At 60.5% G+C, this 22,254-nt stretch carries 26 protein-coding genes, 2 tRNA genes and 1 pseudogene; 14 read left to right on the top strand and 15 right to left on the bottom strand.

Features of this window, described 5'->3' with window-relative positions; genetic code table 11:
- The first annotated feature begins 153 nt into the window (after positions 1 to 153).
- On the top strand, positions 154 to 591 hold the full coding sequence (locus tag QYS36_RS19450; protein WP_308841019.1) for a hypothetical protein: 438 nt from the start codon (positions 154 to 156) through the stop codon (positions 589 to 591).
- 85 nt (positions 592 to 676) lie between these two features.
- Positions 677 to 1,852 (top strand): 5-demethoxyubiquinol-8 5-hydroxylase UbiM, encoded by a 1,176-nt coding sequence (gene ubiM, locus QYS36_RS19445; protein WP_308841018.1) that lies wholly within the window; start codon positions 677 to 679, stop codon positions 1,850 to 1,852.
- Position 1,853: 1 nt separating this feature from the next.
- Here the strand turns inward: ubiM and cysW are convergent, their stop codons facing one another.
- The 3 genes from cysW to cysP all read right to left on the bottom strand — a co-directional run bounded on the left by cysW (position 1,854) and on the right by cysP (position 4,843).
- Positions 1,854 to 2,684, bottom strand: a complete 831-nt coding sequence (gene cysW, locus QYS36_RS19440) for a sulfate ABC transporter permease subunit CysW (protein WP_308841017.1) — start codon at positions 2,682 to 2,684, stop codon at positions 1,854 to 1,856.
- On the bottom strand, positions 2,681 to 3,529 hold the full coding sequence (cysT, locus tag QYS36_RS19435) for a sulfate ABC transporter permease subunit CysT (protein ID WP_308841016.1): 849 nt from the start codon (positions 3,527 to 3,529) through the stop codon (positions 2,681 to 2,683). The genes cysW and cysT overlap by 4 nt, the downstream gene beginning before the upstream one ends.
- A 300-nt stretch (positions 3,530 to 3,829) precedes the next feature.
- Positions 3,830 to 4,843 carry a thiosulfate ABC transporter substrate-binding protein CysP gene (gene cysP / locus QYS36_RS19430; protein ID WP_308841015.1) on the bottom strand — a complete coding sequence of 338 codons (1,014 nt, stop codon included), beginning with the start codon at positions 4,841 to 4,843 and terminating at the stop codon, positions 3,830 to 3,832.
- 256 nt (positions 4,844 to 5,099) lie between these two features.
- On the opposite strand from cysP, the gene QYS36_RS19425 reads away from it, so the two are divergent.
- A complete protein-coding gene (locus QYS36_RS19425; protein ID WP_308841014.1) occupies positions 5,100 to 5,996 on the top strand; it encodes a formate/nitrite transporter family protein in 897 nt (298 codons plus the stop codon).
- A pseudogene (locus QYS36_RS19420) lies at positions 5,997 to 6,211 on the top strand (XRE family transcriptional regulator); the annotation flags it as partial.
- A gap of 286 nt (positions 6,212 to 6,497) precedes the next feature.
- Here the strand turns inward: QYS36_RS19420 and QYS36_RS19415 are convergent.
- Entirely contained in the window at positions 6,498 to 7,277 is a 780-nt protein-coding gene (locus tag QYS36_RS19415; RefSeq protein WP_308841013.1) for a MetQ/NlpA family ABC transporter substrate-binding protein, read from the bottom strand.
- A gap of 218 nt (positions 7,278 to 7,495) precedes the next feature.
- Between QYS36_RS19415 and QYS36_RS19410 the strand changes: the two genes are divergently transcribed.
- The 4 genes from QYS36_RS19410 (at position 7,496) to tcyN (ending at position 10,832) form a co-directional block, all read left to right on the top strand.
- Positions 7,496 to 8,494 (top strand): D-cysteine desulfhydrase, encoded by a 999-nt coding sequence (locus QYS36_RS19410; RefSeq protein WP_308841012.1) that lies wholly within the window; start codon positions 7,496 to 7,498, stop codon positions 8,492 to 8,494.
- Positions 8,495 to 8,596: 102 nt separating this feature from the next.
- A complete protein-coding gene (gene tcyJ / locus QYS36_RS19405) occupies positions 8,597 to 9,394 on the top strand; it encodes a cystine ABC transporter substrate-binding protein (protein WP_308841011.1) in 798 nt (265 codons plus the stop codon).
- Positions 9,391 to 10,059: a cystine ABC transporter permease gene (gene tcyL / locus QYS36_RS19400; protein ID WP_308841010.1), complete on the top strand. Its 669-nt coding sequence runs from the start codon at positions 9,391 to 9,393 to the stop codon at positions 10,057 to 10,059. Before tcyJ ends, tcyL begins: the two co-directional genes overlap by 4 nt.
- Before the next feature lie 11 nt (positions 10,060 to 10,070).
- Positions 10,071 to 10,832, top strand: coding sequence for an L-cystine ABC transporter ATP-binding protein TcyN (gene tcyN, locus QYS36_RS19395; protein ID WP_308841009.1), 762 nt, complete (start codon positions 10,071 to 10,073; stop codon positions 10,830 to 10,832).
- Here tcyN and QYS36_RS19390 read toward each other — a convergent pair whose 3' ends face one another.
- Genes QYS36_RS19390 through gorA form a run of 3 tightly spaced genes read right to left on the bottom strand, consistent with a single transcriptional unit; the run spans position 10,833 to position 14,256 of the window.
- Entirely contained in the window at positions 10,833 to 12,212 is a 1,380-nt protein-coding gene (locus tag QYS36_RS19390) for an FAD-binding oxidoreductase (protein WP_308841008.1), read from the bottom strand.
- Positions 12,213 to 12,269: 57 nt separating this feature from the next.
- Positions 12,270 to 12,893, bottom strand: coding sequence for a trimeric intracellular cation channel family protein (locus tag QYS36_RS19385; RefSeq protein ID WP_308841007.1), 624 nt, complete (start codon positions 12,891 to 12,893; stop codon positions 12,270 to 12,272).
- A gap of 7 nt (positions 12,894 to 12,900) precedes the next feature.
- Entirely contained in the window at positions 12,901 to 14,256 is a 1,356-nt protein-coding gene (gorA, locus tag QYS36_RS19380) for a glutathione-disulfide reductase (RefSeq protein ID WP_308841006.1), read from the bottom strand.
- Between the two features lie 118 nt (positions 14,257 to 14,374).
- Between gorA and QYS36_RS19375 the strand changes: the two genes are divergently transcribed.
- The gene (locus QYS36_RS19375; protein WP_308841005.1) at positions 14,375 to 14,797 is read left to right on the top strand and encodes a VOC family protein; all 423 of its coding nucleotides are present in this window, start codon (positions 14,375 to 14,377) and stop codon (positions 14,795 to 14,797) included.
- A 78-nt stretch (positions 14,798 to 14,875) separates the two neighbouring features.
- Here QYS36_RS19375 and galU read toward each other — a convergent pair whose 3' ends face one another.
- Positions 14,876 to 15,712: a UTP--glucose-1-phosphate uridylyltransferase GalU gene (galU, locus tag QYS36_RS19370; RefSeq protein WP_308841004.1), complete on the bottom strand. Its 837-nt coding sequence runs from the start codon at positions 15,710 to 15,712 to the stop codon at positions 14,876 to 14,878.
- Positions 15,713 to 15,865: 153 nt separating this feature from the next.
- Here galU and QYS36_RS19365 point away from each other — a divergent pair, with 153 nt between their 5' ends.
- Entirely contained in the window at positions 15,866 to 16,111 is a 246-nt protein-coding gene (locus QYS36_RS19365; protein WP_308841395.1) for a hypothetical protein, read from the top strand.
- 74 nt (positions 16,112 to 16,185) lie between these two features.
- Here the strand turns inward: QYS36_RS19365 and QYS36_RS19360 are convergent, their stop codons facing one another.
- Together QYS36_RS19360 and QYS36_RS19355 are read right to left on the bottom strand one after the other, a co-directional pair.
- Positions 16,186 to 16,779, bottom strand: a complete 594-nt coding sequence (locus tag QYS36_RS19360) for a GNAT family protein (protein WP_308841003.1) — start codon at positions 16,777 to 16,779, stop codon at positions 16,186 to 16,188.
- Between the two features lie 86 nt (positions 16,780 to 16,865).
- Positions 16,866 to 16,950 (bottom strand) — tRNA-OTHER (locus QYS36_RS19355).
- A 262-nt stretch (positions 16,951 to 17,212) separates the two neighbouring features.
- Here QYS36_RS19355 and QYS36_RS19350 point away from each other — a divergent pair.
- Positions 17,213 to 18,283, top strand: a complete 1,071-nt coding sequence (locus tag QYS36_RS19350; protein ID WP_308841002.1) for a DUF4238 domain-containing protein — start codon at positions 17,213 to 17,215, stop codon at positions 18,281 to 18,283.
- Positions 18,284 to 18,945: 662 nt separating this feature from the next.
- Here the strand turns inward: QYS36_RS19350 and QYS36_RS19345 are convergent.
- The 4 genes from QYS36_RS19345 to QYS36_RS19330 all read right to left on the bottom strand — a co-directional run bounded on the left by QYS36_RS19345 (position 18,946) and on the right by QYS36_RS19330 (position 20,219).
- Positions 18,946 to 19,032 (bottom strand) — tRNA-Leu (locus QYS36_RS19345).
- Positions 19,033 to 19,210: 178 nt separating this feature from the next.
- Entirely contained in the window at positions 19,211 to 19,546 is a 336-nt protein-coding gene (locus QYS36_RS19340; protein WP_308841001.1) for a hypothetical protein, read from the bottom strand.
- 89 nt (positions 19,547 to 19,635) lie between these two features.
- Positions 19,636 to 19,887, bottom strand: a complete 252-nt coding sequence (locus QYS36_RS19335) for a hypothetical protein (protein WP_192426265.1) — start codon at positions 19,885 to 19,887, stop codon at positions 19,636 to 19,638.
- A gap of 80 nt (positions 19,888 to 19,967) precedes the next feature.
- Positions 19,968 to 20,219 (bottom strand): DUF1652 domain-containing protein, encoded by a 252-nt coding sequence (locus QYS36_RS19330; protein ID WP_308841000.1) that lies wholly within the window; start codon positions 20,217 to 20,219, stop codon positions 19,968 to 19,970.
- A gap of 208 nt (positions 20,220 to 20,427) precedes the next feature.
- On the opposite strand from QYS36_RS19330, the gene QYS36_RS19325 reads away from it, so the two are divergent.
- Entirely contained in the window at positions 20,428 to 20,748 is a 321-nt protein-coding gene (locus QYS36_RS19325; RefSeq protein WP_308840999.1) for a DUF2892 domain-containing protein, read from the top strand.
- A 9-nt stretch (positions 20,749 to 20,757) separates the two neighbouring features.
- Here QYS36_RS19325 and QYS36_RS19320 read toward each other — a convergent pair whose 3' ends face one another.
- A complete protein-coding gene (locus QYS36_RS19320) occupies positions 20,758 to 20,961 on the bottom strand; it encodes a hypothetical protein (RefSeq protein ID WP_308840998.1) in 204 nt (67 codons plus the stop codon).
- Between the two features lie 265 nt (positions 20,962 to 21,226).
- Between QYS36_RS19320 and QYS36_RS19315 the strand changes: the two genes are divergently transcribed.
- Together QYS36_RS19315 and QYS36_RS19310 are read left to right on the top strand one after the other, a co-directional pair.
- Positions 21,227 to 21,517, top strand: coding sequence for an Arc family DNA-binding protein (locus tag QYS36_RS19315; RefSeq protein ID WP_013791523.1), 291 nt, complete (start codon positions 21,227 to 21,229; stop codon positions 21,515 to 21,517).
- 226 nt (positions 21,518 to 21,743) lie between these two features.
- Positions 21,744 to 22,178 (top strand): hypothetical protein, encoded by a 435-nt coding sequence (locus tag QYS36_RS19310; protein ID WP_308840997.1) that lies wholly within the window; start codon positions 21,744 to 21,746, stop codon positions 22,176 to 22,178.
- Positions 22,179 to 22,254 lie beyond the last annotated feature (76 nt).

Raw genomic sequence — 22,254 nt, 5'->3', positions numbered from 1 at the left:
GTCTCCTACCCAATCGTTACTGTGTGTCTATGGCAGTGCCCAAGGCATACAAGTTCCGAAGCAATTAGCGCAGACCGCTGATCGTGTCGGCTGAACTCTACGGGCAGGCTGTTTCTCACAGCCTAGACAGCCGAACATTCGAGGGGACGACAGGTGAATACGCTGCGCAAACTGCATGACACCCATGAGCTGCATGACGTGAGCGACGACTCGACGCGCCAGGCATTCATCCTTGCCCTGGGCGAAAAGGCGCGACCGCTGTTCGAGGAGGCGGCCAGCTATGCCCGCAACCATGACCTCGACGTGGTCGTCGACCTGGTGCTGGAGCACGACAAGCCGCGGCTGATCCTGGCGGTCAGCCGCCCGGGGGAAGACACCGTCAGCAGCTACAGCCTGGTCGCCAACCTGGCCTCGCAACGCATGCTGCACGAAGAGTTCTATGCCGACAGTGGCGATATCCACCGCCAGGAGGCCTTGCTCGCCTCGATCAACGAAAAGGTCATCGATACCCGCCTGGCCAACTTCTTCCGCAAGGGTTTCGCCCTGCCGCTTGACTACATCAACGAGCGTCACCCCATCGGCTTCTGGTAAGCCCGGGGTTTAGCTGATCCTGAGCAAGGCTTGCCGGCAGGTGCTGACCTAGACTGCCGGCTGCTCAGTTGCGAGGGAATCAGTCATGAAAGCCGATGTGGTCATCGTCGGAGCCGGCCCGGCCGGGCTTTGCCTGGCCCGTTCCCTGTCAGGCCAGGGCCTGTCGATTCGGATCGTCGAGCGCCAGCCCGCCTGCACATTGGCAGCACCGCCCTTCGACGGCCGCGAGATCGCCCTCACCCACGCCTCCCAGCAGATGCTCGCTGATCTGGGCCTGTGGCGGCAGTTTCGACCCGAGGACATTTCCCCCTTGCGTGATGCCCAGGTGCTCAACGGGCCCTCCCCCTATGCCCTGCGCATCGCCGCCGCTGCAGTCGGCAAGGAGCGTCTGGGCTGCCTGGTGCCCAACCAGGCGATTCGCCGCGCGGCCTTCGCCACGGTGGGCGAATGCAGGGATGTCGAGCTGCTCAGCGAGCGCACCATCGTTGACCTGAGCTGTTCGCCCCACGCGGTATCGTTGCGGCTAAGCGATGGGCAACCCCTCCGGGCGCGGTTGATCGTCGCCGCCGACAGCCGTTTCTCGGAAACGCGGCGGCGCCTCGGTATCGGCGCGCGTATGGAAGATTTCGGCAAGACCATGCTGGTCTGTCGCATGGCCCACGAGCGCAGCCATGAGCAGGTGGCCTGGGAATGGTTCGGCTACGGCCAGACCCTCGCCCTGCTGCCCTTGAATGGCAACCTTGCCTCGGCGGTGCTGACCCTCGCGCCCAGCGAAATGAACCAGATGATGAGCCTCGATCCGCAGGCGTTCGCCCGTGAGATGGAGCGGCGTTTTGACGGTCGCCTGGGGCGCATGGAGCTGCTCGGCGAGCGCACCACCTATCCGCTGGTCGGCGTGTACGCCGAGCGCTTTGCCGGATTGCGCAGCGCGCTGGTCGGTGACGCCGCGGTCGGTATGCACCCGGTCACCGCCCACGGCTTCAACTTGGGCCTGCAAAGCCAGAAGCGTCTGGCCGACACCCTGCTCGACGCGTTGCATAACGGCCGGGACATTGGCGCGCCGGCGGTATTGCAGCGCTACGCCCGCGCCCAGCAGCGTGCCAGCTGGCCGCTGTACCAGGCCACCAGCCTGCTGGTGCGCCTGTACACCGATGACCGCGCAGCTACCCGCCTGCTGCGCGATGCCGGACTGCGTGTGGCGCAGAACCTGCTGCCGTTCAAGACGGCACTGGCTCGGCACCTGACCCAGGTCCCGCGCTGACTCAACTCTCTGCAGCGCGCTGCATATTCACCCGTTGCCGCCATTCCATGTAGGTCTTGAGCAGCAAGGTGAGCAACGCCATGCAGGCCAGCAATGCAGCCGCCGTGAAGGCCGCTACGGGCTTGTAATCGTTGTTCAGCTGATCGACCAGCAGCGGCAGGGTCAGGGTCTGGTTGAGGATGGTGCCGGACACCACCGACACCGCGCCGAACTCACCCACGGCCCGGGCATTGGTGACCACCACGCCATACAACAGCGCCCACTTGATATTGGGCAGGGTGATATGGCGGAAGATCTGCCAGCCATTGGCGCCCAGGCACAGCGCCGAGGTTTCCTCGTCATTGCCCTGGGACTGCATCACCGGAATCAGGATGCGCGCCACGTAGGGCGCGGTGACGAACACCGTGACCATGACGATACCCGGCCAGGCGAACATCAGCTGCATGTCGTTATCGTAGAACCACTGGCCAAGCGCCGTTTCCAGCCCGTAGACGACCAGGTAACAGAGGCCCGCCACCACCGGTGAAACGGCGTAGGGAATGTCCACCAGGGTGGTCAGCAGCTTGCGGCCACGGAAGTCGTAATGGGTCACGCACCAGGCCAGCAGAATGCCGAAGCACAGGTTCAACGGCACGGTCAGCGCAGCGACCAGCAGGGTCAGGCCGATGGCGTGCTGCATGTAGTCCTGGGACAGGTTGTCGACCAGCGTCGCCCAACCGCCGCTCAGGGCCTTGCTGAAAATCAGCACCAGCGGCACCACCAGCATCAGCGCTACCGCGCCGAGGCCAAGGCCGATGAGCAGCCATTGATGCCAGGATTGAGGCTTTTTCATCGACCTTGCCTCTGCCATTTGAACAGCCGGCCCTGCACCACCTGCAAGGTGAACAGCAGGAACAGCGAAGCCAGAAGAATCACCGAGGCGATTGCCGCCGCTGCCGGGTAGTTGAACTCCTGCAGGCGCACGAAAATCATCAGCGACGACACTTCGGTTTTGTAGGGAATGTTGCCGGCGATCATGATCACCGCGCCGAACTCGCCCAGGCTGCGCACGAACGATTGCGACGCGCCCGTGATCAGCGCCGGCGTCAGGCTCGGCAGCACCACGTAGGCGAAACTCTGCCATTTCTTGGCGCCCAGGGTGCGCGCCGCTTCCTCGTATTCGCTGCCCAGGCTTTGCAGCACCGGCTGCACGGTACGCACCACGAACGGCAGGCTGGTAAACACCATGGCGATCACCAGGCCGGGGTAGGCATAGGCGATCTTGATGCCGGCGGCCTCGAAATACTGGCCAAGCCAGCCGCCAGGTACCAGCAGGGTCGCCAGGGTCAGGCCGGCCACCGAGGTCGGCAGCGCAAAGGGCAGATCCACCAGGGCATCGACCAGACGGCGCCCGGGGAATTCATAGCGGGTGATGATCCAGGCGATCAACAGGCCGACCAACAGCGCGATCACCGTCGAGTAGAAGGCGCCGCTGATGGTCACCTTGTAGCTCTGCACCACGCGCGGATCGCTGATCGCCTGCCAGTACTGCGCCCAGCTCATGTCGCTGACATACAGCAACAAGGCGGACAGCGGAAACAGGATCACCAGCGACAGGTAGAAGACGCTGAAACCGAAACTCAGGCCGAAGCCCGGCAACAACGGATTCTGCAGAAAGAAAATGGGGGTCTTGCTCACTCGGAAATCCTTGAATGCACAAACCGCCGGAAGTCGGCGGTTTGTGGAGTACGGCTGATGCGGCTCGATAGTCAGGGTGGTTCGGCGCTTACTGGCCGCAGCCTACTGGCGCCTATTTCTTCTTTCGCGGTAACGCCATCTGTACTGGCTGCAAAGTGGCGAAAGCGGCCTTTCGTAGGGTGGACGACGCTTCATCCGTCCACCGCTCTGCGAGCGCAATGGTGGACAAAAAGAGCGTTGTCCACCCTACGCTGGGAACGTCCGCTTTTGCCTTATCGCCGTCGGTCGATTGCAAGCCGATTACCGGCCTTCGGCAAGAAGCTGGTCAAGAATACCATTGCCATCGAAGTGCTTGGCAGTGATCTCGTCCCAGGTGCCGAGCACGTCGGTCGGGTTGATCAGGCGCAGTTCCTGGAACTGGCCAGCGGTCTCGGCGGCCACTTCCTTGTCCTGCACGCGGTAGTGGTAGGTAGTCAGCAGCTTCTGGATGTCCTTGCTGTACTGGAAGTCCAGGTAGGCCTTGGCCACGTCACGGGTGCCCTTCTCGTCCACCACCTTGTCGACGATGGCAACCGGGAACTCGGCCAGCACGCTGACTGGCGGAACCACGACTTCGAACTCGCCGGATTTGAATTCTTCGCCCTTGGCGATATTCACCACTTCCGATTCGAAACTGAGCAGCACATCGCCCTGCCCGTTCTGGGCGAAGGCCACGGTGGCGCCACGGCCGCCAGTGGGGAAGTTCTCGACGTTACGCAAGATGTTGCCGACGAACGCCTTGATCTTGGCTTCATCGCCGTTGAACGCCTCGTTGGCGTACAACCAGGCACCCAGGTAGCTGTAGCGGGCGTTACCGGAGGTTTTCGGGTTGGGGAATACCAGCTTCACGTCGGAACGGGCCAGGTCGTCCCAGTTCTTGATGTTCTTGGGGTTGCCCTTGCGTACCAGGAACGCGGTGGTGCTGTAGTAAGGCGAGCTGTGGTTGGGGAATTGCTCGGCCCAGTCCTTGCGCACCAGACCACGCTTGGCGAGGATGTCCACGTCGGTGACCTGGTTGAAGGTCACGGTGTCGACCTTCTTGCCCTGAATGATGTCCTGGGCCTGGCGGGAGGTGCCGGCGAACGACTGGTCGATCTTCAGGTCCTTGCCGGTCTCGGCCTTCCAATGAGCCTGGAACTTGGGGTTGATCTCGGCGAACAGCTCGCGGGCGACATCGTAGGAAGCGTTGAGAATCGGCTTGTCCGCAGCCAGCGCTGCAGCGCTACCGAGCAGCGAGGTGGTGACGGCAGTCGCCAGCAGGAGTTTCTTCAGCATGATCCAGGATTCCTTGCGAGGGGGCAGATAAGGGCGGTAGCGTGCCTGATGGCCTTATGCCTTAAAAGAACCCTTTTATCATAACCTTATTCCACTACGCACTAGAGTCTGTTGACGTTTCACGCACGGCTGCGCCGTAGCCCATTTTGCCGCGAGGCAAAGAACGCCTTTATCACGGCAGAACGACGCCGGGCGCCGCAGGTCTGAATCCTCAGACAGACGGGCCTCCGTTGTTCCCCCCATGAAGGTAACTGGTATGCAAGAACAAGCAGACGGCAAGACCCCCGGCCTGTCAGCCGAAGAAGAGCGCGAGATCGATGGGAAGCTGCCGCCGCGGGCGGCGGTGTTGCATGAAACCATCAGGATCCAGGGCGACCATGAGCTGGAACGCAGCATCGCAGCATTATGGTGGTCGGCGCTGGCCGCCGGGCTGACCATGGGCCTGTCGCTGATGGCCATGGGTTTGTTCCGCTCTCGGTTGGGCCCCAGCGATGAAAGTCATGTGATCGCCAGCCTCGGTTATTCGGCAGGCTTTCTGGCGGTGATCCTCGCCCGTCAGCAACTGTTTACGGAAAACACCCTGACCGCCGTGCTGCCGGTGATGAGCAAGCTGACCCTGAACAATGTCGGGCGACTATTGCGTCTTTGGGGCGTGGTGCTATGCGGAAACCTGGCCGGCACCCTGCTGGTGGCTTGGGTGATGCTGCGCCTGCCGATTTTCGATACCCAGACCGACCTGGCGTTTCTGGAAATCGGCCGTAAGGTGATGGAAAACGACGTGTCCAAGATGCTTGCCAAAGGCATCATCTCGGGCTGGATGATCGCCACCATGGTGTGGATGATCGCCTCGATGGAAAACGCCAAGATCGCCATTATCGTGATGATCACTTACCTGATGGCGCTGGGTGACTTCACCCATATCGTGGTCGGCTCGGTAGAGGTGTCTTATCTGGTGTATGCCGGCGAAGTGAGCTGGGGCGATTTCTGGCTGGTGTTTGCGGGGCCTACCCTGGCCGGCAATATCATCGGCGGCAGCTTTATCTTTGCCCTGATCAGCCATGCCCAGATCCGCAGCGAGCGTGACGTGATTGCCAAGCGCGAGCGCGACAAACACAAGTTGCTGGAGGAGTTGCGCCGCAATCGCCAGGACTGACTGTGCAAGATCGCCAAGGGCCTCAAGGTCTCGGTGGCCGCCTTTCTCGAAGTCGAGCCTTCGAAGGCATCGCACTGATGCCGGCGCGCACCAGCAAACGCCTGGTCAACGCCAGTGGTGCGTTCGTCAGCAGAGCGCTGTTCCCATTCGATATCACGCGCCAATCGAAACGCTACGAACTGCGCCTGGCGCCACTGGGAGAAGAACAAACTGAAGATGATTTTCTTCACGAAGGCCAGCGGCAGCATGGAGTTCTCGACCTTGATGCAGGTCTCGGCCGCAGCGGCTTAGAGCCCGTTCATGATCTTTCGGCTCGACTTCGGCGCTTTGACTGCAATCTGGCGATAGCGGCCTTTCGTAGGGTGGACGACGCTTCATCCGTCCACCGCTCTGCGAGCGCAATGGTGGACAAAAAGAGCGTTGTCCACCCTACGCTGGGAACGGCCGCTCTTGCCTTGCAGCAGCCTCTGTATGTCGCCTAAGAAGATCGTGGACCGGTCCTTAGAACGCAGGCACCACCGCGCCGGAATATTTCTTCTCGATAAAGGCCTTCACTTCCGGGCTGGTCAGCGCGTCAGCCAGCTTCTTGATGGCGTCGCTGTCCTTGTTGTCCGGGCGCGCGACCAGGTAGTTCACGTAAGGCGAATCCTTGTCTTCGAGTACCAGCGCATCCTTGTTCGGGTTGAGCTTGGCTTCCAGGGCGTAGTTGGTATTGATCAGCGCCAGGTCGACCTGATTCAGCACCCGCGGCAGCATGGCCGCCTCCAGTTCCTTGAACTTGAAGTTGTGCGGGTTGGTGGCCAGGTCCTTCGGCGTCGCCTGGGCGTTGCTCGGGTCCTTGAGGGTCAGCAGGCCGGCATGCTGCAGCAGCAGCAAGGCGCGGCCACTGTTGCTGCCTTCGCTGGGAATGGCGATGGTCGCGCCGTCCGGCAGCTCCTTGAGGCTCTTGTACTTGCTGGAGTAGCCGCCGAAGGGCTCGACGTGCACGCCCTTGACGATAACCAGGTCAGTACCGCGGCTCTCGTTGAAGCTGTCCAGGTAGGGCTTGGTCTGGAAATAGTTGGCGTCGAGCTGCTTCTGCGCGACCTGCAGGTTGGGCTGCACGTAGTCGGTGAACACCTTGATCTGGAGGTCGACGCCCTGCTGCGCCAGTTTTGGTTTGATCAGCTCGAGAATCTCGGCGTGAGGAACCGGCGTGGCGGCCACGGTAAGTTTTTCCGCGGCGAAAGCCTGGGTGGTCAGAACGGCGGCCAATGCAGCCAACAGAAGCGTTTTTTTCATGTTTATTCTCGGTAATTGCCGTGGGATCGACAGCGGCAGGGTGCGATGGGCCGCACCGGATAGGGCGACGCGCTGACGATACGGCCCATAGTTATACGATGAAAATACTTTTAATTCATTCTCATATTTCTTTTCAGAATAAGTAGAAGCTAGCGCACTTGTTGTGTTTCGGGCGGTCACTTCTACAGTGAAAGCACCTCTATTGCGGATTGATGAACATGATCAGCGAAGCCCTGAACCGTTTCGAGCGACTGGAACTGGTTCCCCATGCCACGCCGCTGCAGCACCTGCTGCGCCTGTCGCACCATATGGGCCGTGATATCTATGTCAAACGCGATGACCTGACCCTGTTCGCCCTGGGCGGCAACAAGGCGCGCAAGCTCGAATACCTGGGCGCCGATGCACTGGCCCAGCACGCCGACACGCTGATCACCGCTGGTGCCATCCAGTCCAATCACGTGCGCCAGACCGCCGCGCTGGCCGCCAAGCTGGGCCTGGCCTGCGTCGCCCTGCTGGAAAACCCCATCGACACCCAGGAGCAGAATTACCTGCATAACGGCAATCGCCTGCTGCTGGACCTGTTCGGCACGCGGGTGGAGGTGGTCGACAACCTCGACGAACCGGACCTGCTGCTGATGGCCAAGGCCGAGCGCTTGCGCGCCACCGGCAAGAGCCCCTACGTGATTCCGATCGGCGGCTCCAACGCGCTGGGCACCCTGGGTTATGTAAAGGCCGGCCTGGAGTTCGCCGAACAGGTCAGCGCCAAGGGGCTGGCAAGCGGCACGCTGGTGCTCGCCTCCGGCAGCGGTGCCACCCATGCCGGCCTTGCGCTGTCGCTGGCCCATGTACTGCCCGACTGGCGCGTGCTGGGTATCACCGTGTCGCGCCCCGCCGACCTGCAACGGCCCAAGGTGTTGGGGCTGGTCGAACGCACCGCCGAGTTGCTCGGCATTCCGGTGCCGGAAAACCTGGCGATCGAGCTGTGGGACGAATACTACGGCCCGCGCTACGGCGAACCGAATACCGGTACCCTGGACGCCATTCGCCTATTGGCCAGCAGCCAGGGCTTACTGCTCGACCCCGTTTATACCGGCAAGGCCTTCGCGGGCCTGCTCGATGGCATCCACAAGGGAGCATTCGCCGAAGGCAAGCCGATCGTTTTCCTGCATACCGGCGGTGCTCCGGCGCTGTTTGCGTATCAGTCCTTGACTCTCTAAACGCTATATACAAATAATTTTTTATTATTTTCTCGACTACCCGATCAACCTTAGAGTGCCGCGTCCCAAGGCACCCACCCACGCACCCACCGAGGCTCGAAGATGATAGTTGCCACATTGCGTCGAAATCTCCTTATTGGCAGCCTCGGCCTGGCGCTGTTCGCCGGTCTGGGAAGTCAGGCTCATGCGGCCGATGATCTGCAGAAAATCAAGGATGCCGGCACCATCAAGGTCGGCCTCGAGGGCACCTACCCACCGTTCAACTTCCAGGACGAAAGTGGCAAGCTCGCCGGTTTCGAAGTGGACTTCGCGACCGCGCTGGCCAAGGAGCTCGGTGTGAAGGTCAGCTTCCAGCCCACCAAGTGGGACGGCATTCTCGCCTCGCTGGAGTCGGGTCGCATCGATGTGGTGATCAACCAGGTCACCATCTCCGATGAGCGCAAGAAGAAATACGATTTCTCCACGCCCTACACCGTCTCGGGTATTCAGGCGCTGACCCGCAAGCGCGACGCTGACAGCGTCAAGAGCGCTGCGGACCTGGCCGGCAAGAAGGTCGGTGTCGGCCTGGGCACCAACTACGAGAAGTGGCTGAAAGAAAACGTGCCGCAGGCCGACATCCGCACCTACGACGATGATCCGACCAAGTTCCAGGACCTCAACGTCGGGCGCATCGACGTGGTACTGGTCGATCGACTGGCTGCATTCGAAATGGTCGCCAAGACCGGCGAGCGCATGGCCGTTGCCGGCGATGCCTTCTCCCGTCAGGAGTCCGGGATCGCCCTGCGCAAAGGCAATCCTGAACTGCTCGCGGTCATCAACCAGGCCATTGAAAAGCTGCGCAGCGACGGCACCTTGAAACAGCTCTCCGAGAAATGGTTCAAGGCTGACGTTACGCAATGACGCCGGAAACATTCCAGCTGGTGCTGGACTCCCTGCCCTTTCTACTCAAGGGCGCAATCTGGACGATCGTCCTGAGCCTCGGCGGCATGTTCTTCGGCATGCTGCTGGGCTTCGGGCTTGCCCTGGTCAGGCTCTACGCCATCGCCCCACTGGGCTGGCTGGCGCGGGTGTACATCTCGTTCTTTCGCGGCACGCCGCTGCTGGTACAGCTGTTCATCATCTACTTCGGCCTGCCTGAGCTGGGGCTGCAACTCGAGCCCCTGACCGCGGCGCTGATCGGCTTTTCGCTGAACATGGCGGCCTATGTCGCCGAGATCATGCGCGCCGCCATCGCTTCCATCGACCGCGGCCAGTGGGAGGCCGCGGCCAGCATCGGCATGAGCAAGAGTCAGACCATGCTGCGCGCCATTCTCCCGCAGGCGATGCGCACGGCCCTGCCACCGCTGGGCAACAGCTTCATCTCGCTGGTCAAGGACACCGCGCTGGCCGCCACCATCCAGGTACCGGAGCTGTTCCGCCAGGCCCAACTGATCACCGCGCGCACCTACGAGGTGTTTGCCATGTACCTGGCCGCGACGGTGATCTACTGGATTCTTTCCAGCCTGCTGGCGCACTTGCAGAACCGTCTGGAAGCACGCGTCAACCGTCACGAGGCGGACAACTGATGGCCTCAAGCATGATCACCGTTCGCAACCTGAGCAAATCCTTCAAGGGCCAGAGCGTACTCAAGGGTATCGACCTGGATATCGCCGCTGGCGAGGTCGTCGCCATCATCGGCCCCAGCGGCTCGGGCAAGACCACCCTGCTGCGCTGCCTGAACCTGCTGGAAACCCCTGACGGCGGCAGCATCCGCGTCGGCGAGATCGAGATCGATGCCGGCAAGCCGATCGGCCAGCAACAGGGGCTGATTCGCAAGCTGCGCCAGCAGGTCGGTTTCGTGTTCCAGAACTTCAACCTGTTCCCCCACCGCAGCGCGCTGGAAAACGTCATCGAAGGCCCGGTGGTGGTCAAGAAGCAGCCGCGAGATGCGGCAGTCGCACTGGGCCGGCAACTGCTGGCCAAGGTGGGCCTGGCCGGCAAGGAAGACGCCTACCCCAAGCGCCTGTCCGGCGGCCAGCAGCAGCGCGTTGCAATCGCCCGGGCGCTGGCCATGGAGCCGGATGTGATCCTGTTCGACGAACCGACCTCGGCACTGGACCCGGAACTGGTGGGTGAAGTGCTGGCGACCATCCGCGCCCTGGCCGAAGAAAACCGCACCCTGGTGATCGTCACCCACGAGATGAGTTTCGCCCGTGACGTGGCCAACCGGGCGATCTTCATCGACGGTGGCGTGATCGTCGAACAGGGCGATGCGCGCGAGCTGTTCAGCGCGCCCAAGCAGGCGCGCACCCAGCAATTTCTCAGCAAGTTCCTGGGCGACCCATCCGCGCGTCACTGATCAGGGCTGGTAATAGGCATCCCACAACCGATTGCGAAAGCGGTTGCCGGGATCCAGCTGGCGCTTGAGCGCGAAGTACTCCGCGGCCCGTGGGTAACCCTGGAGAAACTGCGCGCCGCTGGCGTGAAGCTGATACGGCAGGTAATGCCGACCGCCACAGCGCAATGCGGCGGCAATCAGCTCACGCGTCCAGGCCGCCGCCCGCTCCCGCTCCAGCGGCGACGAGCCCTGGCGGTAATACAGCACCAGGGCGAAGACCTCCTCCGGCGCCCAGCTCAGCAACGTGAGCGGATCGGCCTTGGCATGGCGAATGGAAACGTTGATCAGCGTGGCCCGATGCTGATGAGTCAGCCGTGCCAGTTCACCAACGAACCGTTCCAGCTGCGCCGGCGGCACGAAGTACTCCTGCAGCACATAACTGAAATCCGCCCCGGATATCGGCTCCAGCTCGCTGACATCGAGGCTGGCCTCGTGGTTGCGCCATTGCACCCTGGGGCTACGATACAGCAGCGGATCGAGTGCCGCCTCGCGCAGCTTGATGCCCGAAGAGGATTCGCTCAGGCGAATCCCCGCGCGCTGCAGATGGCTGCCTTGCTGCGCTGGGCTCAGTCGCTCCGTTGCGGTCAGCGCAGCGTCGCTGCGCCGATAGGAAACCGCACGCACCGTGGAAAAATCATCGGGGTAGAGAATGCCGTTGTGCATCAGCATATCGGGCTGGGAGGCTACCTCGCGGTAGAACCACGGCCGATAGTCTTGCAGCGCCATGACCTGGCTCTCCCTGGCGATACGGGTGTTCTCGACCAGGCCCAGCGTCGCTTCGACAATCACCCCGAGGCCACCGTAGCCGCCGATCACGCCGTAAAACAGCGCGGCATTGTGGCTCGGGGTGGCATCGACCACCTGGCCATCGGCGAGCACCACGCGGATGGCCTTTACCGACCCCACGATGGGCCCCTCACCCACATAGCGGCCATGCACGTTGACCGACAACGAGCCGCCCACCGTGAAGTTGGCGTAGGACTGCATGATCTGCGGCGACAGGTCGTAGGGGTCGATGTATTCGAGTATCGCGCGCCAGGTGATGCCGCTCTGTACGCGAATCTCGCGGCGCTCCGGGGAGAACTCGAGCACCTTATCCAGGCTGCGCATGTCCAGCTGCAGTGCGCCATCTGCAGCGGTCTGCCCGCCCATGCTGTAACGCCCGCCGCCAATGCTCACCGGGCCCGGGTAACTGCGCAGCGCATCGACGACCTGCTGTTCGCTGCGCGGCGCGACCACCCGCGCCACCACCACAGGGTTGAGGCCGGTCACGTCGTTGACCAGCTCCTGAGCGGTGACGTTCGAGCAGATCAGGCAAAGACACAGGAGCAAGCGGCGCATCGAACCATCCTTGGCGAGCAGCGTGAGTCGCGAGACCGAGCGGTCAGGCGATGGTGTTCAGTCGCGGTCCAGCAAGTGGAACCGGGGTAACGAAAAACGCCAGCGAATGGCGGCCAGGCGGATGGCCAGCACCACCAGCATGGCCACGCCGGTATCCAGCCAGTGCGGGGTTTCCAGCATGCGCAGCAGCACGAAGGTCACCGCGCCGGCCAGGCAGGCGGTGGCGTAGATCTCCTTCTTGAAGATCAGCGGAATCTCGTTGCAGATCACGTCGCGCATCACGCCGCCGGCAACCCCGGTCATGACGCCCATGATCACCGCCGTACTGGAGGGCATGGCGTACTGCAGGGCGACCTCGGTGCCGATCACGGTGAACACCGACAGCCCGAAGGCGTCGGCGATCAGCAGGCCCTTTTCGTGGATCGGCCGGGTCATGCGCACCCAGATCACCGTGCCCAGCGCCGCCAGGGTGGCGACCAGGATGTAGGTGTCGTTGCGGATCCAGCTGACCGGGTGGTTATCCAGGATCACGTCGCGCAGGGTGCCGCCGCCCAGGGCGGTGATGATGGAGATCACCAGCACGCCGAACAGGTCCATGGACTTGCGCCCGGCCATCAGTGCGCCGGTGATGGCGAACACCGCCACCCCGAACAGATCCGCCAGGTAGAACAGCTGGTTCATCGACAAGTCAGTTCACCGGCGTACGCAGGGTCACGAACTCTTCGGCGGCGCTGGGGTGCACGCCGATGGTCTCGTCGAACACCTGCTTGGTGGCCCCGGCCTTGAGCGCGACCGCCAGCCCCTGGACGATCTCGCCGGCATCGGGCCCGACCATATGGCAGCCCAGCACCCGGTCGGTCTTGGCATCGACCACCAGCTTCATCAGCGTGCGCTCGTCGCTTTCGGTCAGGGTCAGCTTCATCGGCCGGAAGCGGCTCTCGAAGACCTTCACCGCATGCCCCGCCTCACGGGCCTGCTCCTCGCTAAGGCCAACGGTACCGATATTGGGCAGGCTGAACACCGCCGTGGGAATCATCCGGTAATCGACCTTGCGGTACTCCTCCGGCTTGAACAGCCGGCGGGCCACCGCCATGCCTTCGGCCAGGGCCACGGGCGTCAGCTGTACGCGGCCGATCACGTCGCCGATGGCGAGGATCGACGGCGCGCTGGTCTGGTACTCGTCATCGACCTTGATATAGCCCTTGTCGTCCAGGCTGACCGATGTGTTTTCCAGGCCCAGGTTATCGAGCATCGGGCGGCGACCGGTGGCGTAGAAGATGCAGTCGGCCTGCAGCGTGCGGCCATCCTTGAGGGTGGCTTGGAGGCTGCCGTCGGCCTGCTTGTCGATGCGCGCGATGTCGGTATTGAACTGCACATCCAGGCCACGCTTGCCCAACTCTTCATGCAGGTGGGTGCGCAGGGAACTGTCGAAGCCACGCAGGAACAGCTCACCGCGGTACAGCAGCGAGGTCTGCGCACCGAGGCCGTTGAAGATCGAGGCGAACTCCACGGCGATATAACCGCCGCCCACCACCAGCACGCGCTTGGGTAGCTCTTCCAGGAAGAACGCCTGGTTGGAGTTGATGGCGTGCTCATGCCCCGGGATCTCCGGAATATGCGGCCAGCCGCCGGTGGCGATCAGAATGCGCTCGGCGCTGTAGGTCTTGCCGTCGACTTCCACCCGGTGCTCGTCGAGCAGGCGCGCATGGCCCTCGAGCAGGGTCACGCCGCTGCCCACCAGCAGCTTGCGGTAGATACCATTGAGGCGCTCGATTTCGCGGTTCTTGTTGGCGATCAGCGTCGGCCAGCTGAAACTGGCCTGGCCGGGCGTCCAGCCGAAGCCTTCGGCCTGCTCGAACTCGTCGGCGAACTGGGCGCCGTAGACCAGCAGCTTTTTCGGCACGCAGCCGACGTTAACGCAGGTACCGCCCAGATAACGGCTTTCCGCCACGGCAACCCGGGCGCCATAGCCGGCCGAGAAGCGCGCCGCACGCACGCCACCGGAGCCGGCACCGATTACAAACAGATCGAAATCGTAGGTCATAACAGCCTCCTGAACAGACGCAGAGCATACCGCAAACACAGCGCCCTGCCCGCCTGGCACATGGCGCAAACTTGTCGGCGGCCTGATGGGTCTAGAGGCTTAACAGAGGAGCACCGCCATGCGCCCAATGCTTACCCACCTTGCCCTGCACGTGCCGGACCTGCAGGCCTGCATCGCCTTCTACGAAGACTTCTGCGGCATGCGGGTCATCCACCGCCGGCCTGGCAAGGGCTCGCAGATCGTGTGGATGGCCGAGCCGGGCCGTGAGGGCGAGTTCATCTTCGTCATCATGCCCGGCGGCGAGCCGCGTCAGTTGGCGGCCAACGACTACAGCCACTTCGGCTTCGCCCTGCAGAGCCGCGACGAGGTCGACGCCGTAGTCGCCAAGGCCCGTGCGGCTGGCTGCCTGCTCTGGGCACAACGCGACGAGCCTTATCCGGTGGGCTATTACTGCGGCGTGCGTGATCCGGCTGGCCATCAGATCGAATTCAGCTATGGCCAGCCGCTAGGGCCCGGGGCGACACCCATCAACGCCAACTGAGCATCGTCATGAACCTGCTGCAGCATCGCAGGCATAAAAAAACCGCCCGAGGGCGGTTTTATCAAATGCGCAGACGGCTCAGCCTCTGCCCGTCTTGTACAGGTGCTCGAAGCAGAAGTTGGTTGCCTCGATATAACCCTCGGCGCCGCCGCAGTCGAAACGCTGCCCCTTGAACTTGTAAGCCAGCACGCAACCGTCCTGGGCCTGCTTCATCAGTGCGTCGGTAATCTGGATCTCACCACCCTTGCCCGGCTCGGTGTTCTCGATCAGCTCGAAGATATCCGGGGTCAGGATGTAGCGGCCGATGATCGCCAGGTTCGACGGTGCATCTTCGGCCTTGGGCTTCTCGACCATGCTGTTCACCCGGAAGATGTCGTCGCGGATCATCTCGCCGGCAATCACGCCGTACTTGTGGATCTCATCCGTCGGTACTTCCTGCACCGCCACGATCGAGCAGCGGAACTGGTTGTACAGCTTGACCATCTGGGTCAGCACGCTGTCGCCGTCCAGGTTCAGGCACAGGTCGTCGGCCAGCACCACGGCGAACGGCTCGTCGCCGATCAGCGGGCGGCCGCTGAGGATGGCGTGGCCCAGGCCCTTCATTTCCACCTGGCGGGTGTAGGAGAAGGTGCAGTTGTCGATCAGGCGGCGAATACCGACCAGGTACTTTTCCTTGTCGGTATTGCGGATCTGCTCTTCCAGCTCGTAACTGATGTCGAAGTGGTCTTCCAGCGAACGCTTGCCGCGACCGGTCACCATGGCGATTTCGGTAAGCCCGGCGGACAGCGCTTCCTCCACACCGTACTGGATCAACGGCTTGTTCACGATTGGCAGCATTTCCTTGGGCATGGCCTTGGTTGCCGGGAGAAAACGAGTGCCGTAGCCAGCGGCAGGAAACAAGCATTTCTTGATCATGGAAGTCCCTGAATGAGAGAGGGTTATCGACGCCGCAGCAGTCTAGCAGGACGCACAAGGCTTACAACGGGAGCAATGCAAACCGCTCAAACGTTTACCGCAGCAGGCAGTCACAACAGATGAAACCCACTGCAACGCGAGGTTCGCATGTCCATCGACAATGACCTGAAGAAAGAAGTTCTCACTCGTCTGCTCCACGCTCACCCTGCCGGTCTCGGCAAAGAGGTGCTGGACAACTTCCGTGGCGAGCACGCGGTTGCCGATATGCTCAAGCACCTGCAGCAAAACGGGCTGATTCACGATGGCGCCCTGTCGGAAAGTGATGGTGAATTGTCTATCCACTACCCTATCAAGCTCAGTGCATCCGGCGTGGAAACGGCCAAACAGCTCGAAGCCTGATCAATTGCTGTAAACGCCTCAACTACCTGCGCCGTTTTCTCTCACGAGAAAACGGCGTTCAGCTATACGGGCCACTAACGCTCAGCAATCAGTGCCGGTGAGCCGGCAAGCAGTGCGAGCGCCGCCTGGTCGCTGGCGAGCAGGCTGTATTGATGGAGGCTGAGATACCGCCCGTCCTTGTATTCGACGTCGCGCAAGGTGCCTTCGCGCCTGAAACCGAGTTTCTCGGCCAGTCGCCAGCTCGCGACGTTTTCCGGCTCGATATCGAGGTGGATACGGTGCACGCCCATGACCTGCAAGGCATGCCGCAGGATGCACGGCAATGCCTGCTGCAACAGGCCACGCCGCCAGTAAGCTGGCAGTAACCAGTAGCCCATGTCGATGCGCTGATGCTCATGGTGCCAGTCATTGAAACCACAGGCGCCGACCAATACATCGTCGTTATCCGCCAGTGCCCACCAGATTCCCGCCTCATCTGCCAGCACCTGTTCATACCACTGCATCTGCTCGCGGGTAGCGGCCAGGCTCGAATAGGACACGCCGTAATGGGCGATCACCTGCGGATCAGAAAGCCCGGCATAGACCTGCTGGATATCGTCGGTACGAACGCATCGCAGCCTGCAGTCGGCAAGCAAGAATTCGGGAAAAGCAGTGAGGGCGCTGTCCATGCTTCACCAATCTGCCGAGCGGGCACGGCCATGGAAACTATCGAGTGAGAACGATGCGTGGGCTGCACATGGGCCGACGCCTGGAATGGTGCCCCGAGCCGGAATCGAACCGGCAAGGCCTTGCGGCCGGCAGATTTTAAGTTTACTGCCAGTTTCAGGCCTACCAAGGGCTTAGCCAATTTTCTGTATTTATTGCGGAACAGCCAGTAGGCAAACAATACTACCTCTCCTGAGTCTAGCGCAACGCGCCCAGCCTAAGATGCACGGTCGACGAACTGAATCGATAACGACGCCTGGCTCGACTTCATCGCAACAAGAAAAACATCTAACGAGACGGTAGATAGGGATTATAAAAATGCAGCCTACCCTCTTCGCGGCCGCTGTTCATTCAAAAAAATGCATAACTATCTGAAATATTTTCAAGGATTGCGCTGTGGCCAAAAAACAATTGCGTGCGGACAACCATTACGTCCCAAAGCTTTATTTGAAACAGTGGGCAACCGACGGAAAAATCCCAACTTACCGATTGCTAGTACCGCATGAAAATATGCCCTTATGGAAAAACCTATCTATTAAAGGAATCGCATTCCACCAAAATCTATATACATACCTTACCGACCAAGATCCTACTGATGAGTTCGAGCACTGGATGGACAAAGAATTCGAGCAACCAGCCCAAGAGGCGATTCAGTTAGTTGTCGAAGAGGGTCGAATGACTCCAGATCACTGGAAACGTCTTGAGCGATTCGCGCTAGCACAGGATGTGCGAACTCCTGCCAAACTTAGATCCTTTATCAAACGCCAGAATGAAACACTTCCAAAGGTTCTCAACGACACCCTTGAAAGCTCGACTAAGCGACTGGAACGATTAGCAGCGCAAGGCAACCTTCCGACCTCAACCCTCAATTCAACCTCACGTCTGCTTAAGCATACTCCTAGTAATTATCTGCCGATACGACTGTCACTTGAAAAGCAATCGGACGGTACCGGGCGTATTTCAGCAGAGGCCACTGTTGGCAGAAGAATGTGGATTTGGCAAATGAAGCATCTTTTAACTGAGACGATCCAAAAACTTCCTAAATACCACTGGACAATCTTGCACGCGCCTGATGGATTATCTTGGCCGACATCCGACGACCCTTTAATAAAGCTGAATTACCAAAGCCCCGAAAATTACAACTTCAATGGTGGCTGGGGAAACAAAAATGGTGATATTCTGCTGCCGCTCAGCCCAAAACATCTACTTTACACCTCTATTGGAAACAAACCTTTCCTAAGGGGAACAACAGTCACCACACCTTTCTACCATCAGTTAAAAAAGGTAATTATTGAGCATGCTGATAGATATATTTTCTCTCTAACACAATTTGATGTCGATCGAATTCGCTCGAGATTGGTGTGTGCTAAAACTTACCAAGAAGAGGAAGCTAACTGGGGGAGATGGAGCCACGAGCAAAGCCTTGCTGAAAGAAAAGATAATGATTGGAATTCCGGAGCTTCATAGAAGCATACCAAATTAAATCCTTTCGAAAGGCTAGCGTCTTTGGCTCAGGTAATATTTGTTCTTCTCCTCCACAACTGATGTGGCCGCGTGGTGAAACTCTCGCTCCTCATGCCCCGCCGCATACCACCGCCCTTCTGCAAGACGGCATGGAGGCTCGGGCTGTAGGGCTGACCGTGTGTCATCGCCGCGAATCTCCTCCCTCACATAAGAAGCAGGCTGAGCCGTCGGCCTGGGCTCCTCGAGTTCATCCAGCCCCAGCACGTTCGTCAGTATCTGCGCTGGCGCCAAGCCAAGCTGGGAAAAGGCCCTAATGTCATGAAAGCGGGACAAAGGGTTCAGTCGACGAAGTTCGTTGTGACAGCGCAGGGCCGCCCCACGATGCTGCGCTCCCGGTCGGACGAAGCCAGAAAAACGGCGGGGATCCTTAAGGCAGATTTTCAGCTATGGGATCTTCGTACCAAGGCTGGCACCGACAAGGCGGAACTGAGCGGCGACATCATGCAGGCACGTGATCAGCTTGGGCACACCACTGTCGTGATGACCGAGCACTACGTTCGCCACAGAAAGGGGAAAAGGTATCGCCAACGCGATGATTGCGGAACAGGTCAGGAATTGCGGAACGGAAGGGATTCAGCGTGGTGTTCGCAACGCATTGATTTCATTGGTGCCCCGAGCCGGAATCGAACCGGCAAGGCCTTGCGGCCGGCAGATTTTAAGTCTGCTGTGTTTACCAATTTCACCATCGGGGCGGCGAAATGTGCGAGGGCAGGACTATATACACCCCCAGGCAACCCCGCAAGTTTAAAGCACGCAATAAAAAACCTCGTAAATCAGTGATCTACGAGGTTCTTGCGGTGAGCTTGCCGATACGGCAGCGCAACGGCATCGGTTGCGGCCGGGCGCATGGGATGCGCCCGGCCTTGCCGATTACTTGCTGCTACGGCCGACCAGCAGGCCGATCAGCAGGCCGAACCCGGACGCGACCGCTACCGACGTCCACGGGTTGCTCTCGATGCGATCCTGGGCATTGCCGATGGTTTCACGGCCCAGTTCGACAGCCTCACGGCTTTTTTCGGTGATCGTACCCTTGGCCTCGTTCAGCAGCGCGATGACCTTCTCACGAGCTTCATGGGCCTTGTCGCCGGAAAACGACTCGGCATCACCCAGCGCCTTGCTGGCTTGATCGAGAAGCTTCTTCAGTTCCTTGGCGCTTTCCTGTTGAAACTGATCCAGGCCGCTCTCAAGCGAAGTTTTACGTGCCATTGGCGAATGCTCCATAACAGTGGTTGACGGTCTTTGGAGGCCCGGCCAAGCCGCAGAGTTCAGGCTTTTTGCCGCTTGCGGCCCGACATTCAGGCATCCAGGGGGATGATGCCGGTGTGGGCCACATGGTCCCCGGCCATGCCTCTTACCCGTGCGCGCAGGTCAAAGGGCATGTCTGGCTTGAATATCACCGCATGCCCGATCAACTGGCCATTCTCGTCGACACGCTCACGCTCTTCCTGCATCCAGGTTTGCAGCTCGTCCTCGCTCAGGCCGAGCTCCTCCGCCAGCAAGGCGTTGAAACGCTCCAGGTCGTAGCCATCGAATTTGCCACCATCCATATCGTCGCCCTCCTCAGGTCAGTGTTGCTAACTGAGGCCCCACCCCGGGGCAGGCAGTTCCCTCTCTCTGCTCGAGCCGTTCAGGCTTGCCGTCTGGCCGTTCCGGAATTCAGGGTGCGCAGATCCTGACGAAGCTGCATCACCAACTGCGAGATCTGCCGGGAGGTGGACAGTTCGGCGCGGGGAATTCCCGTGACGCTTAGGTAGACCTGGGCGGTGACTGGATCCTTGATCTGAATCGTCACCGACTCACTGCCATCGATGGAGCAATTGCACGCCAGGGGCAGAAAGGCACATTCGACTATATGACGCTGCTCGAGAATGGACATCATCCTGGAAACTCCTTCCTCACGTTGATGACGAGTTGCAGTCTAGCTGTCGCGCAAAATCCGGCATGGGACATTTTGTCCCGTCCATCGGCTGGGGTTTAACCACGCGGCAAGTGACCACTGGTAAGTCGTGGTGAACCTCCCGAGCCTCCGCCCTCTCCCTACTTTCATCGCCCCAAGCGGGCATTACCGACAGCCGATGAGGTGAAACATGCATACGCAAAACGTAGAGGGTACCGAACGCCTGCTCTCGCTGGCCGTGGGCACGATGGGCATGGTGAGCGGCTTCAGGCAGGGCGGCGTGGGCGGCCTGCTGAAGATCGCCGCCTCGGCCATGATTGCCAAGCGCGGGCTGACCGGGCACTGCCAGCTTAAAGGCCTGCTGGAGCCGCCGCGCGATGTCTCCGGCGAGCAGCAGCCACGCCGGCCTAGCGCAGCTACCGGAGCGGAGGCCGACAAGTTGACTGAAGCCTCGCGAATGGAGAACGCACTGGAGGAAACCTTTCCGGCCAGCGACCCGATCTCGCCCTGAACTCACCGGTTACCGGGCGAGGACGATCAGCATATTGGTCGGTGTGATGCGCGGCAGCAGTTGGCGGATGTCGAGCGGCGTTTCGACCTTGAAGAACACCCGGTAACCGCTGCCATCCGGATAAGGTCGCCAGTGGGTGATCCAGCTCGAAAGCAGGCTCTCGCTGAGGCCGAGGTCAGTGGCGATTTTCAGCAATGGCATGTGAACAGTCATGTGAGCTCCTTCTCCTTTGTTCAGATAGTGATGCATGCATCACGCTACCGGACTTCCATGCCGGGCCCGAGTTGACAGGCAATATCACTATGCCACATTACAGGGCGTATAATCATTCCGTTTACATGGGCTGGAAGAAGCAGGTTCGCGGCGGGGCACGTAACCCATTCGGCGCCTCATTTCCCATACCAATCGTCCGCTCGACTGAACTATCGTCCCAGACACTATCAAATAGCTAGTACTACTCGATATGGAGGAACCAATCGTGAGCAAACCCATTTTCAATGCCCGCACCGCGGACAAGTTTGTCGTCCGTCTGCCTGACGGAATGCGCAAGCGCATCGAAGATCTGGCCAATGACAACTACACCAGCATGAACACCGAGATCATCCGGGCTATCGAAGCCCACCTGGAAGGCCAGGCAAGGCAGACGCTGCTGATCGATGCGTTGGAAGCGAAGCTGAAAAGCGAACTGCAGACTGCAGCCAAGCCGGGCAAGAAAGCCCAGGAAGCCAACATCGACTACCTCGATGGCCTCAAGACCGGCACGCGCTGACTGCGCATAGCGTGGAGGTCAGAGCCAATCAAAGCCCCGAGTTCTCGGGGCTTTTCATTTCTGGCTATCGAGCCCGGCCAGGCATCTGTGGAGGGCCCCACTGACTGCCTAACCAGAGTCTGATCGTCGGATTGTTGTGCCGGCGAATCGCTCGAAGCTTCCAAGAAAGCTCAGGGAGGACTACCCTATTACCGAGGAGCCACACACCGTAAGGACACACCGACAAATGATGCACCACACCCTGAAATACGGCGCCTGCCTGCAAGAGTTTTCCCGCGTTCTCGATCTGGCCATGAAAAAACATGACGAGATCATGCTGGTACCGGGAATTATCAGCAGCCTCAACGAGCATATCGAAAAGCTCCTCGGCCCAGTATTCGCCCGCCGTCTATTCAATGAGCGCCAGGCGACCCTTACCCTGCCAGGGGGCAAGCAGAAGACCATTCACCTTGCATCGCTTTCCAGCTGCTATGGCTTCGAGGATGGCGCAATCGTGCTGCCTTGGGTATCGCTGCAAACCGTTTCCCTGGCCCAGGAAAAGCACCCCCGCTCCGACAAGTTCTACATCCCCAATGACGGCCCCGGCGCGCCGCACCGTGCACCGGGTCGGGACGAGCTCTCGCGCTACCTGACCAGCTATCCAAGGTCGAAAGCGGTTTGAAGCGAGCCTGAAGGTTTTCTGAGAAATCAGGAACGCGGAACTGCCGGAATGGATATTGCGGGTGGAGCTGCACCTA

Source organism: Pseudomonas sp. G34, assembly GCF_031119625.1.
GTDB lineage: Bacteria > Pseudomonadota > Gammaproteobacteria > Pseudomonadales > Pseudomonadaceae > Aquipseudomonas.
This window is presented reverse-complemented; position numbering and strand designations above follow the sequence as displayed.

What these genes read in the sequence shown, in the direction of transcription:
- QYS36_RS19320 (WP_308840998.1), bottom strand. Translation starts at nt 20,961, where the DNA reads ATGACTGTTCACATGCCATTGCTGAAAATCGCCACTGACCTCGGCCTC.
- cysP (WP_308841015.1), bottom strand. Translation starts at nt 4,843, where the DNA reads ATGCTGAAGAAACTCCTGCTGGCGACTGCCGTCACCACCTCGCTGCTC.
- QYS36_RS19325 (WP_308840999.1), top strand. Translation starts at nt 20,428, where the DNA reads ATGCATACGCAAAACGTAGAGGGTACCGAACGCCTGCTCTCGCTGGCC.
- QYS36_RS19385 (WP_308841007.1), bottom strand. Translation starts at nt 12,893, where the DNA reads ATGAACCAGCTGTTCTACCTGGCGGATCTGTTCGGGGTGGCGGTGTTC.
- QYS36_RS19415 (WP_308841013.1), bottom strand. Translation starts at nt 7,277, where the DNA reads ATGAAAAAAACGCTTCTGTTGGCTGCATTGGCCGCCGTTCTGACCACC.
- QYS36_RS19375 (WP_308841005.1), top strand. Translation starts at nt 14,375, where the DNA reads ATGCGCCCAATGCTTACCCACCTTGCCCTGCACGTGCCGGACCTGCAG.
- galU (WP_308841004.1), bottom strand. Translation starts at nt 15,712, where the DNA reads ATGATCAAGAAATGCTTGTTTCCTGCCGCTGGCTACGGCACTCGTTTT.
- QYS36_RS19360 (WP_308841003.1), bottom strand. Translation starts at nt 16,779, where the DNA reads ATGGACAGCGCCCTCACTGCTTTTCCCGAATTCTTGCTTGCCGACTGC.
- ubiM (WP_308841018.1), top strand. Translation starts at nt 677, where the DNA reads ATGAAAGCCGATGTGGTCATCGTCGGAGCCGGCCCGGCCGGGCTTTGC.
- QYS36_RS19410 (WP_308841012.1), top strand. Translation starts at nt 7,496, where the DNA reads ATGATCAGCGAAGCCCTGAACCGTTTCGAGCGACTGGAACTGGTTCCC.
- tcyN (WP_308841009.1), top strand. Translation starts at nt 10,071, where the DNA reads ATGATCACCGTTCGCAACCTGAGCAAATCCTTCAAGGGCCAGAGCGTA.
- cysW (WP_308841017.1), bottom strand. Translation starts at nt 2,684, where the DNA reads ATGAAAAAGCCTCAATCCTGGCATCAATGGCTGCTCATCGGCCTTGGC.
- tcyL (WP_308841010.1), top strand. Translation starts at nt 9,391, where the DNA reads ATGACGCCGGAAACATTCCAGCTGGTGCTGGACTCCCTGCCCTTTCTA.
- QYS36_RS19310 (WP_308840997.1), top strand. Translation starts at nt 21,744, where the DNA reads ATGATGCACCACACCCTGAAATACGGCGCCTGCCTGCAAGAGTTTTCC.
- QYS36_RS19330 (WP_308841000.1), bottom strand. Translation starts at nt 20,219, where the DNA reads ATGATGTCCATTCTCGAGCAGCGTCATATAGTCGAATGTGCCTTTCTG.
- QYS36_RS19425 (WP_308841014.1), top strand. Translation starts at nt 5,100, where the DNA reads ATGCAAGAACAAGCAGACGGCAAGACCCCCGGCCTGTCAGCCGAAGAA.
- QYS36_RS19390 (WP_308841008.1), bottom strand. Translation starts at nt 12,212, where the DNA reads ATGCGCCGCTTGCTCCTGTGTCTTTGCCTGATCTGCTCGAACGTCACC.
- tcyJ (WP_308841011.1), top strand. Translation starts at nt 8,597, where the DNA reads ATGATAGTTGCCACATTGCGTCGAAATCTCCTTATTGGCAGCCTCGGC.
- gorA (WP_308841006.1), bottom strand. Translation starts at nt 14,256, where the DNA reads ATGACCTACGATTTCGATCTGTTTGTAATCGGTGCCGGCTCCGGTGGC.
- QYS36_RS19340 (WP_308841001.1), bottom strand. Translation starts at nt 19,546, where the DNA reads ATGGCACGTAAAACTTCGCTTGAGAGCGGCCTGGATCAGTTTCAACAG.
- QYS36_RS19335 (WP_192426265.1), bottom strand. Translation starts at nt 19,887, where the DNA reads ATGGATGGTGGCAAATTCGATGGCTACGACCTGGAGCGTTTCAACGCC.